General features: G+C 62.8%; 10 protein-coding genes. 7 read left to right on the top strand and 3 right to left on the bottom strand.

Going from position 1 to position 15226, the window contains the following annotated elements; genetic code table 11:
* Nucleotides 1-128 precede the first annotated feature (128 nt).
* Nucleotides 129-3383 carry a hypothetical protein gene (locus tag JHW45_RS01300; RefSeq protein ID WP_272859166.1) on the top strand — a complete coding sequence of 1085 codons (3255 nt, stop codon included), beginning with the start codon at nucleotides 129-131 and terminating at the stop codon, nucleotides 3381-3383.
* A complete protein-coding gene (locus JHW45_RS01295) occupies nucleotides 3380-9316 on the top strand; it encodes a DEAD/DEAH box helicase (protein ID WP_272859165.1) in 5937 nt (1978 codons plus the stop codon). The genes JHW45_RS01300 and JHW45_RS01295 overlap by 4 nt, the downstream gene beginning before the upstream one ends.
* 241 nt (nucleotides 9317-9557) lie before the next feature.
* Here JHW45_RS01295 and JHW45_RS01290 read toward each other — a convergent pair whose 3' ends face one another.
* The 3 genes from JHW45_RS01290 to JHW45_RS01280 form a co-directional block, all read right to left on the bottom strand.
* Nucleotides 9558-9779, bottom strand: coding sequence for a hypothetical protein (locus tag JHW45_RS01290; RefSeq protein ID WP_272859164.1), 222 nt, complete (start codon nucleotides 9777-9779; stop codon nucleotides 9558-9560).
* 279 nt (nucleotides 9780-10058) lie between these two features.
* Nucleotides 10059-10592: a MarR family winged helix-turn-helix transcriptional regulator gene (locus JHW45_RS01285; RefSeq protein WP_272859163.1), complete on the bottom strand. Its 534-nt coding sequence runs from the start codon at nucleotides 10590-10592 to the stop codon at nucleotides 10059-10061.
* Between the two features lie 8 nt (nucleotides 10593-10600).
* Nucleotides 10601-11200, bottom strand: coding sequence for an alpha-hydroxy acid oxidase (locus JHW45_RS01280; RefSeq protein WP_272860503.1), 600 nt, complete (start codon nucleotides 11198-11200; stop codon nucleotides 10601-10603).
* 101 nt (nucleotides 11201-11301) lie between these two features.
* Here JHW45_RS01280 and JHW45_RS01275 point away from each other — a divergent pair, with 101 nt between their 5' ends.
* Genes JHW45_RS01275 through JHW45_RS01255 form a run of 5 tightly spaced genes read left to right on the top strand, consistent with a single transcriptional unit; the run spans nucleotide 11302 to nucleotide 15205 of the window.
* Nucleotides 11302-11724 (top strand): tripartite tricarboxylate transporter permease, encoded by a 423-nt coding sequence (locus JHW45_RS01275; RefSeq protein WP_272859162.1) that lies wholly within the window; start codon nucleotides 11302-11304, stop codon nucleotides 11722-11724.
* A 38-nt stretch (nucleotides 11725-11762) separates the two neighbouring features.
* Complete coding sequence (locus JHW45_RS01270; protein ID WP_272859161.1) at nucleotides 11763-12443, top strand: arylmalonate decarboxylase; 681 nt, start codon at nucleotides 11763-11765, stop codon at nucleotides 12441-12443.
* 14 nt (nucleotides 12444-12457) lie between these two features.
* Nucleotides 12458-13912: an aldehyde dehydrogenase gene (locus JHW45_RS01265; RefSeq protein ID WP_272859160.1), complete on the top strand. Its 1455-nt coding sequence runs from the start codon at nucleotides 12458-12460 to the stop codon at nucleotides 13910-13912.
* Nucleotides 13912-14823: a thiamine pyrophosphate-binding protein gene (locus tag JHW45_RS01260; protein ID WP_272859159.1), complete on the top strand. Its 912-nt coding sequence runs from the start codon at nucleotides 13912-13914 to the stop codon at nucleotides 14821-14823. The genes JHW45_RS01265 and JHW45_RS01260 overlap by 1 nt, the downstream gene beginning before the upstream one ends.
* A complete protein-coding gene (locus JHW45_RS01255; RefSeq protein ID WP_272859158.1) occupies nucleotides 14798-15205 on the top strand; it encodes an HNH endonuclease family protein in 408 nt (135 codons plus the stop codon). Before JHW45_RS01260 ends, JHW45_RS01255 begins: the two co-directional genes overlap by 26 nt.
* Nucleotides 15206-15226 lie beyond the last annotated feature (21 nt).

The raw sequence follows: 15226 nt of genomic DNA, 5'->3' as shown, positions 1-15226 counted from the left end.
ATCCGCTTGTTCGCGGATTGGCGAGTTGTTACTCCTTATCCCGAAGAGTATCAACAGCGAAGCGGACTCGCGGCCAGCGGGCACTGTAGACGAAAGGGTGTGCTTTGGGTTGCAGGACCGCAGACTTCTTGATCAACAGACGCCGCCAAGAAGCAGGGGCGCCGCCCTTCATTGGCCTTATCCCCCTGGACGAAGCCGCGCGAGTGCGAGCCATTGAGCGCACGCGACAGTTTCTGGACGGCCGGCCGGACAGGCTGAAAGTGTTGTTCCGCCAGTTTCCAAGCCTCGCAGCATGGCTCGTCACTCACTCTCTTAGCGAAGGATATGGAGACACCGGCCATGCGGTGTACCCGCATATTGCCGATACTCTTCGCGTTCCGCTTGATAACCAGCAGCATCGCAAGGTGCTGTTCAGCTCATTCTGTGGCGTCTGCGACCGGTTCGGCTTACCTACTCGAGGGTTTGATCGCGATGTCGACGTCTACCTTCTTCACGCCGGAGTAAGCCAGGCGCAGCTTCCCCATTTGATCGACGCGTTTCTGAGACAGGAAGCAGCATTTGGTCCGCCGCCTGTCGAAACGACCGTTCTGCTCAACCGCTGGGAAGACGATGCACTGTATTTTCTCCCTCCTGCGGTCAACGTGCTTCGCCGTGCGATCCTCTGGGACGAGACTGCTTGGCATGCCGCCCTGTTTGCGCGGATACGCCAAGACCCGGAGGCCTTCGTCCCTGCAATCGAGTTCGAGAGATCTTTCAAGGACGTCTTTGATCAGAGACTGAAAGAAACGCGGCCCATATCGAGCCGAGGAGGAAGCAAGGCGCCGGCACCGAGACCGCGGCTTCACTGGCAATCTGGTGGGCTTGTATTGAGATTGCCTCGAAGCGAGGGGCGAATTCGCCTCTGGCTCGATGGCGCGCAAAGACCGCTCCGTTTGCGCGGAGGTGAGGACTGGACACTACCTCAGCCCTGGCCCCGCGAGATATGTTGGGAAATTTCTGGCCAGACCGGGCAACTCGAGCTCCTCACTCAAGGGGGATGTGCCGCGTTCGACAGGATCACCAGTCACTATCTGCGCGAGATCCCACGGGGTTCGGTCGATATCGAACTAGACTCAACGGACATCGCTCTCCTGGCGCGGACGCCATTCTCAATAGCAGTCGAACCCGCTCTTGAACCGGAAGCCGATAGTTTTGTCGGTTTCGCAGTACTCGGGCCGCGCCCCTTAGTGCTCGACCTTGACGGCTTGCAAACGGGCCTCAAGGCCCGTCCGAGAAGACGCCTTTCCTTGGCAGGAGACGAAATCGCAAGCGGACCAAGGGGCGCACTTCATAGGCGTTCTGCACGCCTTCGGATCGAAACTGGCTTGGGACGCTCTGAGACACGCGCGGTACGGGTCACACTCGGTGTGCAGTCGCGCCTCATCGAGGTATCGATTTCAGATGACGGTTTTGGTGATGTCGGGATGGACGAGGTGCTCGCCGGCTTCGCAGAGGCTGAGGCAGCAGACCCGGTGCGCCTCCGAATGGAACTTATGGCGCCAAGCGCCGATGGTGCCGCCGCTCATGGGTCCGGGATCGCGCTTGCCGCATGGGTGTGGCCTGGCTTCTGCGGCTCAGATGGCATCGTGTTCCACAGCGAACGCCAAGTCCGCAACCTCGTCCAGGATGAATGCCTCCACGTCGGTCGTGACGACCAAGGGCGTCTATGCCTTGAGCCCGGCGGCGGATACAGCGTCGCACGGGTCGTATTCGAGATCGAAGGCGTACATGTTCCTTTCGATCTGCCTTGGCCCGATGTCACCGTATCAAGGCGCCGTGCTGAGGGAAGTGTGGCCCCGCTTCTGCTTGGCACGCGCCTCTCGGTTGGTGAAGACGACCGCTTCGATACGATCAGCATCCGATGCCCTGACCAGAAGGCACAGCTGATCATTCGTGGAAGACGCGAAGAACGGCCATTCTATGGGGGGCTGACACGCAGCCTTGCTGTTCGGGACCTTCTGGCTCCCGCCTCCGATGAACGGGTGCTTCTTCAGCGCGGAAACGGTTCGGAAGTCCTGCTATTCGAACTGGTCGCAGCACTGGCGCCGCAGGCAATCAACCTCCTTCCCGCTCGCAACGCGATCCGACTGCAGCTGAAATTCGGAGAGCCGGTCGATGCAGTGGCTGTTGAGGTCGAGGACGAAACGGGCGCAGTCGTTTTCGCCGAAGCCGCCCTTCGGCATCGGCCGGTGGCAACGCGTCGGCCAGACTGGTTCCATGCCGAGGTGAGCGACAACGACGCACACGGCCTCGAACTGACCCTCGATACCGATTGGCTTGATGACGGTCCCTGTCTGGCACGGCTCCTGATCCGGCCCGAAGGACGCGATGGATGGCGACCGCTGCGCAATTCGCGAGGCGACAGTTTCGCCGTCGCCATTGCCAACTCGGCGGCAGACGGATTCGTGCTGGACGGAGAGCTTCAGCGTCGGTTCGAGGCTCTCAGCCGCTGGCTGTCGGATTGCTACGCAGCAGAATGCTGGCCAACGCTGGAGCGCACGTTGGTGCCACGCTGGCAGGAACTCGGCTGTCGGCTGCGAGAACTTCGTGGTGGCGATGGAGCCGTTATGCGAGCGGCCTGCTTGCCGCCTCCCGACCATGCGGCACCCGGCTGGGTGCCGATCCTCCACCCTCTGCAATTCGCTCCGGATCTATACGCTGCAGCGCCGCAGGCATTCGTCGCTCTGGCGGCGTCCGTTGATCCGGGTGTCGCCGAGATGGCCGCACTTGCCACACTCAATACAGCGCGCCTACGCGAGCTGTCTCACCTCCATGCGGCTGTCTTCCCTGGCTTCGAAAATTGGAAGCAGGCTAGCAAAACGGGTGCTCGTTTGGAAAGGTTCAGTCCAAGTCGCTATTTCCAGTTTCTTAGGAACTTCGATAGGGACCCATCGGCGGGATGGTTCTGGCGTGGTACGCCTTTGCTAGGGCCCGACCATTGGCGCGCTGCACATCTCCGGCTGGTCGAGCGGCTCGACGCAGCCGGCCTCTTCCTCGATGACACGGCCGAAGAGGGACCGAACAGCCGCCGCCAAGGATCCCTGCAACGGTTGATGCACGCCGCCTGGAGCCTGGCACCCGAAAAGCTTCGTCCACCTGCGCCGCGCCGCAGTCAGGAGTCTGAGGAACCGGCTCAGGTCGATCTATGGGGCTCGGCGCTGCTTTCTAGCTTTGCACGGGCAAGCCGCCTGAATGAGGTGGCTCAGTATGTTGATACCGTCTCCACTCGGGCTGGCATGCCGCAAGCACAAGCTCTCACCAGCATCGCCTTCATGTTGCGCCTCACCCCTGAGCTTTTCGCCTTCCACTTATTGCTCTGGCAAATTGCCAAGGAACGTCCATGACCGAACTCGACCCAATCCGTTTCAAGGACAACCTCGGTGCGACGCTGGCGCGGTACATCACAACTGCCGCTGCAGTGTCATCAGCGCGGGCGCCCCGTCTGTCACGAGCCGTGGCAGACGCATGCGCACGCGCGGCATTGGTGCGCGGCCCATTCGTCGAGAGCCTGCCAGACTTCGAGAAGGGCGGCAGCATTGAAGAACTGGTGAGCAATGGGGCACTGCACGGTGCTTGGTCGGCACTCTCCGAAAGCGAAGAGGGGCAATCCCTCTGGCGTCGGCGGCTTCACCTACACCAGTCCGCAGCAATAGGTCGCGACGAGAATTACCTGGTCGCAACGGGCACCGGCTCGGGCAAGACAGAGTCTTTTCTCTTCCCATTGATCGACGATCTCCTGCGTCAGGGAGATCTGGAGCGGCCCGGTGTCCGCGCAATTCTGGTCTATCCTCTCAACGCCCTCGCAAACGACCAGATGCATCGTATCGCCCGACTACTGTTTCGGGATCTTGGAGACCCCGGAATCACGCTCGGGCGCTTTACCGGACAGGTGCGCTCTGATGCCACAAGATCAGACGAAGAAGGACGGCTGACCAGCACGCCCACCTTTCAGGCCGATTTCCCCGATGCGCGCCACGCTCCACGCAACTGGCTTCTCGCCAGGGGTGAGATGCTACAGACCCCGCCGCACATCCTCGTCACCAATTACGCCATGCTCGAGCACATCCTGCTCTTGCCGCGAAACCGAGCATTGCTTGCCGGGGCGGACGTCCGTTGGCTCGTCCTCGACGAGGTCCATACCTATACGGGGGCTCAAGCCATTGAAGTCGCCTTCCTCCTGCGAAAGCTGAAGGCGCGGCTCGGCATACCCCAAGGGCAGATCCGTTGTGTCGGGACATCCGCAAGCCTCGATCCAGCGAAGCGCGAAGAACTCGCACGCTTCGCAGAAGGCCTTTTCGGGGAACCGTTCCCAAGCGGAGACGGCGCGGTCATCACCGCCGAACGACGACTGCATCCAGCCCTCACCGACGGCGTGGAACCACAAGAACTCTCCGCGGCCGATTGGGTTAGGGCGGGGCAAATACTCTCGGAGCTACGAGAGCAAGGGTGCCTCGCAGCTGAAAATGTCGACTATTTGACCGAGGACTGGAACGAGGCGATGCAGGAAGCTGGCCTCGATGCGCTACTCCTCGACCCTGCGCAACCGTTCGGAGAAGCGCTTATTGCGCGGCTAGCCGAAATCAAACAAGTTCGCGACGTAGCCAGTGCGCTCAAGGAGCGAGCTTTGCCATTCGCCGATCTCGCGGCGCGGGTTTTTGCGTCAGAGTCTGGAGAGACGGCGCGGACAGCTCTTACGGCTCTGATCTCACTGGGCGTTCTGGCTCGACCTTCCGTCCCAGGCGCGTTTCCACTTCTCCCGGCACGCTTTCATCTCGCCGCCTCAGGCGTGGAGGGTGTCGCGCTGAAGCTTTCCGCAAGCGACGCCGAGAATTGGTCGGACTTTCGGCTTTCGCGCAATGGAATGCATATCACTAGTGCCCCGGCCTATCCCCTTCTCGTCTGCCGCAACTGCGGCGAGCCCTACGTCGAGGGCTGGGACGATGGAACAATACTTCACCCGCGTCCCGAGATCAGTCCCGGAGCGAGGCGCCGGGTCTTGAGGTTGATCAGGGCGGGAGAAGCCGCGACTGAGATAGACCCTGACGAACTGGACGAGGAACCCGAGGAGGAGCCTCCTTTCGAATTCTTCGCCGACACTGGCGAGTTGGCCGACGGCCCTGAGGAGGGCGTCCTTTCCCTTGCCGAAGCACCGATGCGCGACGATGCCGAGGAACGGCGCAGCTACGTCCGGAAATGCCTCTCTTGCGGAGCGACCGGCGGACGCTTCGCTGAGCCTGTTACTCCGATCCATCCAGGTGACGATGCGCTCGCGTCGGTAACGGCGCAGTCGCTGCTTGAGGCCTTGCCTCCGCTGCAGGGGCGGTCATCGGAAGCACCGATGCAAGGGCGGAACCTTCTCGTCTTTGCGGACAACCGGCAGGACGCGGCGTTTTTCGCCCCTTTCTTCGAGCGTACGGCTCGCGATCAAGCACTTCGTGCAGCCATGGTCCAGGCGTTGCGCCGAGAGACCAACGAAGCTTTGGATCTTATGGGGCTGCGCGATGGTGTCTGGACGCAGCTCAGGCGATCCGGCTTCAAGCTATATGATCGCCGCAATCCAGAACCTCTGAGCAGCAGCGCCGCGAAAGACCGCCTGATGGCCCTGATCACAGCTGAACTCTGTGGCGGGCCTTTGCGGCTATCACTCGAATCCCTCGGCCTAATTACCGTGCAATATGAGGGAGATGCGAGGATTGCTCAGCGACTCACCGAAAGGGTTCCGCCTGAGTATCGGGGCATGGTGCCGGCCCTGGTTCGCTTTCTGCTCGACCTCATTCGGCAATCGCGAGCGATCAACACGCTTGAGAACATTGACCTAACAGATGAGTCCATTTGGGGAGAGGGGTTGGCGAGCGCGGACATTTCGTGGTCGTTGTCGCGGACGCACCAGAGCCGCCGACTGCGAACGTTGCTCTCAGAACCGGGACGGCCCAATCGGCCACTGTGGGTGCTGATCGACAGGCTTGGAATCCCAGACGGCCAAGCGAGAGACATTCTCTCGGCTTTCTGGGAGGAGGCGACGCGGCCCCGCCACCGTCTCCTGCTGCCCGGCGGACACGGTCATGTGCTAAACTTGGCGGCCATGCGTTTCGCTGCGACTCCGGAAGGAGAACTGCGCCGCTGTGAAAGTTGCGGTGCGTCCAGCCAGATCGATCTCGGGGGTGTGTGTACCGCCTGGCGCTGTACTGGACGCACAGTTCCTGTTTCAGCCGAAGAACGTGACGAGATGCGCAGGCGCAACCATTACCTCGTTCGTTATGAAGGGCAGCCGCTGAGCGGAATTGCTCGGGAGCACACCGCCGCCATATCGACGACGGAACGATCCGAGATCGAGGAGCGGTTCCGGCAGGGTGAGATCAACTTGCTCAGCTGCACCACGACAATGGAAATGGGTGTCGATCTGGGCGAGCTGGAAGCAGTTTTCTGCCGGAACGTCCCGCCAGGCATTGCGAACTATCAGCAGCGCGCCGGTCGCGCTGGCCGCCGCGCGCAGGCTGCGCCCGTTGCATTGATGATGGCGAGGTCCGGCCGATACGACCAAGCACAATTCAACGATCTGCGTGGCTATCTCGAGGCGCTCCCCCCCGCGCCATATCTGACATTGGACAATCCAAGCTTCTTCCGACGGCACCAGGTCTCATGCCTGTTGGCAGGTTGGCTAAATCATCGCTTGGCAGGCCACGAGCGCACCGGAGCTCCGCGTCTGCGTGATGTGCTGGGCGAGCGCTTGGACGAGGCTACTGAGACAACTCTTTTGGCAGACCTTTCAGCATGGCTCGCTTCGGAGGCTGGTGTTGCCGCACGCGCGGTTGCTGAGCGCATGGCGTCTTCTCTCCCGGCAAGACTTGATCATGTAGGCCTTGTCGCGGGCGAACTGACTGAGCACGCGCGCGCAGAGATAACGCGCTGGATCCGGGCTACTTGCGCTCGCTGGCGCGAGCTCAATGACGCCTACGAAACGGCACGTGCCGCGCTCGATGATCCGGAAGCGAACGAGCAAGCCCGCTCCCGCGCTGCCGGTCGCATGAATGGCCGTTTGGGCGACATGCGTCGGTATCTTGATCGATTCCTGGTTGAGGCTCTGTCGCGTGCTGCCGTCATACCGACTTACAGCTTCCCGGTTCACTCGATTCACCTAGAGATTGTCACGGAACGAGGCGCTCGCACCGCCTCGGATGATCGAGCGTTGCAGCTCTATCGGGACGCAGCAATGGCTATCGCTGAGTATGCGCCGGGGGCCGAAGTCGTGGCCGGTGGCCGAATTTGGACGTCCGCGGGCATCGCACGGAGAGCCACGGTAGGCACCGGCGATGCTTGGATGGAACGTGGTTTCCATCGCGTTTGTCCGACGTGCCAGCATGCAGAAACACATCACAAGCGGGATGATTTTGGGGAGAACTGCCCTCAGTGCGGCGCACGGGCCAGTGGCCCTCGCCGCGCCTTCGTTGAACCGGTCGGGTTCCTGACATCATATGCCGACCGGCAGGGTAGAGACCCCGGCGCGACACGCTTGAGAGTTCGACCCGTCGACGAAGCGCGCCTCCTAACGCGAGCCCGCCCTGAAGACTTCCAGGTTTCAGACCTAGCACGCGTCACGCATTTCTTTGCGCCGGCTATCGCACCAGAAGAGTGTCAGCCTGGTCGGATGCTCGTCTTGAACCGCGGGCCGCTGGGGGCGGGCTATCTTTGGTGCCCGTCCTGCGAGTACGCGAGACCAGCGCCCCAAGAGGCGCCTGGCGGAGCCGAGATCCGGGCAGTGCATGAGAACCCGCGGACCGGAGATCGGTGCCGGGTTGAAACCCTCCGCTGGCCTGTGGACCTCGCACATGTTTTCGAGACGGATCTTCGGGGGATCCGCATCGATCAGCCGGTCCCAGACTTTTCTGATCGCCCCACGGAAACTGAACGGCGGGCGGCCCGGGATGGCTTCCTTAGAACGCTGGCAGAGGCACTGAGACTTGCGGCAGCGGACATTCTTGAAACCGACCCAAGAGACCTTCGCGCGACCGTTGAGCTTCTCGGTGCGGCCCCACTGGTCATCCTATCGGACTCAGTCCCAGGCGGTGCCGGCTACTGCCGTCGATTGCTCGACGATTCTCGCTTTTCGGCCCGCGTGCTGCTGGGTCGAGCGATCGCGGTCCTGGATTGCCCTCGTGGCGCAGCGTGCGAGACGAGCTGCTCGCGGTGCCTGAATGACTACTCCAACCAGGTCTATTGGGATCAGTTTGATCGTCATCCTGCGTTTGGCTGGTTGCGCAGCCTACTTGCGGAGTCGACACCGCGGCCCGCTCATGCCCCCGACGCTGCGGTCCCGGTAGCGCAGACTTCGGCGGCGACGCTGCGGGTGCGTCTTGAGGGAGCGGGGCTGGTGGCCTTTTCTTCGCCAGATCTCTGGGGAGCCGAAGATCGGTCCGAGGCCCTCACAAGTGCGCGGGCATTGCGAAACTGGCTCGATGAAGCCTCGAACAGGCGTGCCCTGTATCTACTTCCACCGGGTGCGGTTGATGCGGGTACACCGACCGGCCTCGATCGTGAGATCGCCTATGCGTTGGCGCCATACGAGCGATCCGGTCAACTTCGCTTTGGCACGCTTGACGGTTCGGCCGTGGCGAATGCGCCTCGCCTGTCTGTTTTGAAGGGTTTCGGGGCAGAGGCCTCTGTGGATGCGTTCTACGCATCGCAGGACGCGGCGGCGGCTCTTGCCGGGCCACTAGAGGGGGTCAGTCACCTTTTTTCATGCTCAGCAGGCGACAGCTGGCTTGCGTCGGTGCAGGAAAGCGTCCGAACGCTGCCGGGTCCGTTGGCCGGGCTCACAGAACGCTTGCGCGTCTTCCGCTTCCGACCGGGCACCGCCCGAGCGCTCAAACCGCTCTTTCAAGGCGTAGCAGGGCGCCGTGTCGCGATCGAAATCGAGGACCCCTGGTGCGGCGTTCGGCCACATAACCGTCGCCGCCTAGCGAGCTTTGTCGCTGCCGCTAGGTCAGCGGGCGTCGACATCGAGCGCCTCGCAGTCGTGTGGAATCCCGATCATGGCGAGCCGGATACGCCGCAATCGCAATCGAGCGCGTTGCGCGCCGACCTGCGTTCTGCCGGCGTAACGGTTACACCCGAACTTCATCACCGTTCTGCACGCAGTCGCCATTTCCACGACCGCGTTGTGACGATTCAGACCGTAGATGACGGGCCGAGGGTAAACCTGAGATGGGACGTGACCGCGGGAATCGACAATCTGATGTCACACTCGAAGGAGTGCAGTGTCTTCATCGAGGAGCGCTGAGCTCAACTGCTCATGCGGAAGCACGAAGGACATCGGCCCCTCTTGCTTCCACAGTGCTTCCACGGTGGTCACAAACGCAAACGCCACCCCGGCGGGCGGCGCGTAGGCTTTTGTAAACGCGGAAGATTTTTGTTGCGGGGGTAGGATTTGGACAATGTTTCGGCCTCTGAGCATCCTCATTCGTCAGGTTGTTTGTGTGCTTCTCTCAGTCAGGTCTAAGAGTTGCTTAGATGGGGCAAGTTCAGTGCAACAGGCCGCGCGCGAAGTCGCCGGCGCAGCGCAGCGCGCGGCCAAGGCTGCCGGTCAGTCTGGCCGACACGCAAATCCGAACCGTCTCGACGAGATCATCGCCATGGCGCGTTGGGATCGGCTGCTCGAAAATCCAACCCGGCAGGTCGAGGTTCTGGTCGTTTCCGACTTGCCTGGCCGCCTTCGCGCGCCCCGCGGCGATGTGGATAGCCATCATAGCCTTCCTTTTGGACACTATCATACCCTGATGGCAGGAACGCAGACCTGTTCAGCTACAGCGGATGTGGGTGCCTGGCGTAAGATGTATGCCCGATACAAGGGCGGCGGAGAGTATGTCTGCAACCACTTGCGCACCCATTCAGGTTTGCCCACTTGCCAGCACATCCGGGCAACGGCGGTGGATGCCGCGCCGACGCCTTTCTGACCGCGCTGGCTCCTGCGGAGCTTACTGCTTTGTCGCGGTCGCGCCGGGCCCAGGGTCAGGTCGATGCGGCTAGCTGTCGTTTGAGCCGTGTTGCAGGTTGATAAGGTCGCTCAGGGCGCCGAAGACCGCGTCGCGGCGTTCCGGCTCGATGACCGCATCCAGATGCTTCGTGTGTTCCAGCGCTTTGACCTCCATCCGCTCGTTGGTTTCAAGCCCCTTGTCCGTCAGGAAGCTGGTGTAGTTCCGCCGGTCGTTCTCGTCCCGCTCGCGGTAGATCAGGCCGCGGTCCTCCAGGTTGCGCAGCGCCTTGGCAACGCTGGACTTGTCCCTGCCGATGCTCTCGCCCAATTCGCATTGCGTGATGCCGCGATTGTTGCGGATGATGACGAGCATGCTGAAGTAGCCGGGTTTCAGCTGATCCTCGCCCAATCGCTTTGCGAAATCGTCATAGGACGCCTCGTAGGCCAGCCGCAGGTAATGACCGACAAAATTCTGGAGAAAGCCATAATTCAACGTGCGGTCGCCCTCCCGGGTTTTCCGCGGCGCCGAATCGGTCTGCTCTGATACTACCATGGTCGAAAATTCCGAATTCGCAAAGGTCATGTCCAGTCCTAGCCTGCGCCATCCTTTAGGTCGAGATCGCTCCACCCGATTTGGGCCATTGGGTTCTCCAGCTCATAGGCGAATTGCGTGATCAGCCGCGACGCGCCACTCGGGCCAAGCGCGGCTATGGCATAAAGGAACGGACGCCCGGCAAAGACGAAATCCGCCCCGGCGGCCAGGGCCTTGATCATGTCCTCGCCGCTGCGAATGCCCCCGTCCAGCGCCAGCGGGAAGCTCGGGGGCAGGGCGCGTCTGATCTCGGGGATCGCGTCCAGCGGGGCGGGTGCCGAGGAGAGCTGCCTCCCGCCATGGTTGGACACCCAGACGGCGTCGATACCGGTCTCGGCGGCCTTCACCGCATCCTGTGAAGCGCTGACACCCTTGAGTATGATCTGACCGGGCCAGCAATCGCGGATCTCGCGCAGAAGCGCCCAATCCAGACGGCCCGAGCTTTGCCCGGCCATGAGCTGCGCCAGCGACTGGGTGCTGCTGCCCCGTTCCGCATAGGGTTCGAAGTTAGCGAATCGGGGGGCTCCGTGGCGGGCGGTCCGCAGGGCCCAGCCGGGATGGCGCAGCAGGTCGAAGGCAAGGCGGGGTCCAAGCTTCAGGGGCAGCGCAAAGCCGTTCCTGAGATCGCGCAGCGTGCGGCCGGGGCGCGGCCAGCCCCGGACCCCTGCTGTTCTCGCAGAATGCCTTTATCGCCTATACGGTGATCGGTGGCACCCTTGTGGCCAACTTGGTGATGCTGGTGGTCATGCGGGTCGCGACGCCCATGCTGGCCAAGCTCATGTATGTGAACAAGGCTTGGCTTCTGCCGCCGATCGTGGTGTTCTGCGTTATCGGAGCCTTCTCGGTCTCCAGCCGCTACTTCGATGTCGGGGTGATGCTGGTCTTTGCCCTTATCGGCTTTCTCATGAACCGGGCACGGATCCCGACGGGGCCCTTCATCATCGCCTATATCCTGACGCCGATGGCAGAAGAAAACCTGCGGTCTGGCCTTGTGATCTACGACGGCAGCTTCCTACCCCTGCTCACCCGGCCGGTTCCGGCGGTCTTCCTTGCCATCGCGGCGGTCTCGATCGTCTGGGCGCTGACAAGCGAGGCAAAGGCCCGCACGGCCCCGGCGCCATGAGCCATCTTGGACTCGTCGTTCCTCCGGCGGACGGGGCGGTGCCGCCGGAGGCCGCGCAGATGTACCCGGATTGCCGGTTCACCGCCGCCGGTCTGGGGCTGCGCGAGATGTCGGATGCGGGCTATTCCGGCGTCATTGACGCGGTCGCGGAGCGCGCGGCGACGCTTGCCGCAGCCGGGGCCCGGGCGGTTTCGCTCATGGGAACGTCGCTCAGCTTCTTTCGCGGCCCGGAGTTCAACGCCCGGCTGATCGAGACGATTGCCGCGTGCAGCGGGGTGCCGGTCGCGACCATGACCCAATCCGTGATCGACGCGCTGCAGGCCCTTGGCATGGCGCGCGTTGCGGTGCTCACCGCCTATCGCGACGACGTCAACCAGATGCTCGAGGACTACCTGAGCAGCGCGGGTGTCGCGATTGTCGGCCTGCGCTCTTTGGGCATCCGCCAGATCGCCGAGGTCAAGGACCTTGGCCCCAAGCGCTTGCTGAGCGAGGCTAGGACGCTGTGGGAGGACGCGGAGGATGCGGATGGCATCCTGATTTCCTGCGGCGGCCTGCGGATGGCGGGCGTCGGCGATCCGCTGCGCCGCCACACGGGTGTGCCGGTGGTCAGCAGCGCCGAGGCGGGCATCTGGGGCGCGGTGCGCCTGCTGGACCCGGATCTGGCCGGACCCGCGGAAACAGTTTTCAAGGCCCCTAAGGGGCAGGATCTTCACATATGACAGGAGGCAAAATCATGTCTGAACCCTACGGTATCTTCATCAATGGCGAGCGGCGCGCAGCCGTTGACGGCGCGTCCTTCGAGCGCTGCGACCCCTTCACCGGCGCAGTTGCCACCGTTGCGGCAGCCGGTCGGAAAGCCGATGTCGATCTGGCCGTCGAAGCCGCCGCCGCCGCCTTTCCCGGCTGGTCGGCAACCGGCCCCTCGGCCCGGCGCGCCATTCTGTGGAAAGCGGCGGAACTGCTTGAGGCGCGGTCCGAAGAGCTGGTTGCCATCGGCATCGCGGAAACCGGCGCGACCGGGGGCTGGCTTGGCTTCAACGTTATGTTCGCTGCCAAGGTCCTGCGCGAGGCCGCTTCGTCTACCACCTTCCTGACCGGCGAGGTCATTCCCTCGGACAAGCCGGGAAACCTTGCCATGAGCATGCGCGAGCCGATCGGCGTGGTGGTGGGCATGGCGCCTTGGAACGCCCCGATGATCCTCGGCGTGCGTGCGGTTGCGATGCCGATTGCCTGCGGCAACACGGTGGTCCTGAAGGCCTCGGAAATGTGCCCGCATCTTCATGCCGCCATCGGCGAGGTGCTGAGCGAGGCCGGGCTGCCAGCGGGCGTCCTGAATATCGTCTCTCATGCCAAGGAAGACGCCCCCGAAGTCGTCACAGCGCTGGTCGAGCATCCCAGCGTCCGGCACATCAACTTTACCGGGTCCACCCGGGTTGGCCGGATCATTGCCGAGACCGCTGCGCGCCATCTCAAACCGGTGCTGCTGGAACTAGGCGGCAAGGCTCCCTTTGTCGTGCTGGATGACGCGGACATTGAAGGCGCGGTCAATGCCGCCATCTTCGGCGCCTTCATGAACCAGGGCCAGATCTGCATGTCGACCGAACGCGTCATCGTCGATGAGAAGATTGCCGAGGCCTTTGCCGCGCGGTTCGCCGAACGGGCCGCCGCTCTGTCCCATGGCGACCCGCGCGGACAGGTGGTGCTTGGGTCGGTGATCGGCCGTTCGACCGTCGACCGTGTCTCCGCGCTGATCGACGACGCCGTCGCCAAGGGCGCGACGGTGCGCGCGGGCGGCGCCCCGGCAGAGGGCACCGTCATGCCCGCAACGGTCGTGGATGGCGTCACCCCGCAGATGGACCTGTTCCGCGAAGAGAGCTTCGGCCCTGTGGTCTGCGTCGTCCGGGCGCGCGACACCGACCATGCGGTCGAACTGGCGAACGATACGGCTTATGGCCTGTCTTCTTCGGTCTTCGGCACCGAGATGATCCGCGCAATGTCGGTTGCCCGGCGCATCCGGGCCGGGATCTGCCATATCAACGGCGCAACCGTTCAGGATGAGGCCCAGATGCCCTTTGGCGGTGTCGGAGACTCCGGCTATGGCCGGTTCGGTGGCAAGGCGGGGATCGCCTCCTTTACCGAACTGCGCTGGGTCACGATGGAAGATCCGCAGCAGGGATATCCGTTCTGATGTCTGAAAACGAGACCGGGATCGGGCATCCCGACACCGACCGGCGCGACAAGGTGCCGGTCATCAATGCGGGCGGGGCGATCTTTCCCCGGCTGAAGGCGCTTGGCATCGACTATGTCTTTGCCAATTCCGGCACCGACTTTCCGCCGATCATCGAGGGGCTGGCAGAGGCCGAGGCCAGCGGGGTCGACCTGCCGAAAGCGCTGGTTATTCCCCACGAACATGCCGCTGTCAGCATGGCGCATGGTTATTGGCTGGTGTCGGGCAAAGCGCAATCCGTGATGCTGCACACCAATGTGGGCCTGTCGAACGGCGCCACAGGCGCGATCAACGCGGCCTGCGAACATGTGCCGATGATCCTGATGTCGGGCCGCACCCCGGTGACAGAGGGAGAGCGGTTCGGGGCGCGGACGGTCCCGATCGGGTGGGGGCAGGAAATGCGGGACCAGACCGCGCTGGTGCGCGAGTCCTGCAAATGGGACTACGAGCTGAAATACCCCGAGCAGATCTGCGGCCTGCTCGACCGTGCTTATGCCATCTCGAACTCGACCCCCCGGGGGCCGGTCTACCTGTCGATCCCGCGCGAGGTGCTGTGCGAAACGACCAAAGCCGAGGGTCTCGAGGCTCCCAGTTCGATGGCCCCGGCCATTGCGGCCCCTGATGCCGCGGCGCTGTCGGAAGCGGCGCGGCTGCTGGCCGACGCCAAGGCGCCGCTTGTCATCGCGCAGCGCGGTGCCGGCGACGAGGCAAGCTTTGCCGCCTTTTCCCGCTGGGCCGAAGACTGGGGCATTGCCGTCAGTTCCTGGTGGGCGACCCACTTGGCCATCCCGACCGATCACCCCTGTCATGTCGGTGCGCACCCCGGTCCGTGGCTTGCAAAGGCGGATGGTGGACATCCTCTGGGAGCTTGAAGTCGCAAGTCGCACAAAGCTGGCAGAGCACGGTGAACGGCCAGAAGGGCTGTGGGTTGAACACGTGCTTCCGCAGTCATGGGGTGAGGAATGGCCTTTAGCTGACGGCGACACGGCTGATCCGGCCTCCTTGGAACAAGAGACAATCGCGCGAAACGCCAAGCTTCATACCTTGGGCAACCTGACGCTTCTCTCGGGAGGGTTGAATATTTCGTCAGGGAACAAGAGCTTCAAAAAGAAGAAGAAAAAATTCGAGGAACACACAGGACTGCTTTTGAACAAATGGTTCGAGAAGCGCGATCAGTGGACAGAAGCTGAGATTGAAGAGCGAGGCACTGCGCTTGCCGAGTTGGCGATTGAAATTTGGCCAGGGCTAGAGTGACTTAAACGGTTGTTTTTGCCG

Source organism: Paracoccus stylophorae, assembly GCF_028553765.1.
GTDB lineage: Bacteria > Pseudomonadota > Alphaproteobacteria > Rhodobacterales > Rhodobacteraceae > Paracoccus > Paracoccus stylophorae.
This window is presented reverse-complemented; position numbering and strand designations above follow the sequence as displayed.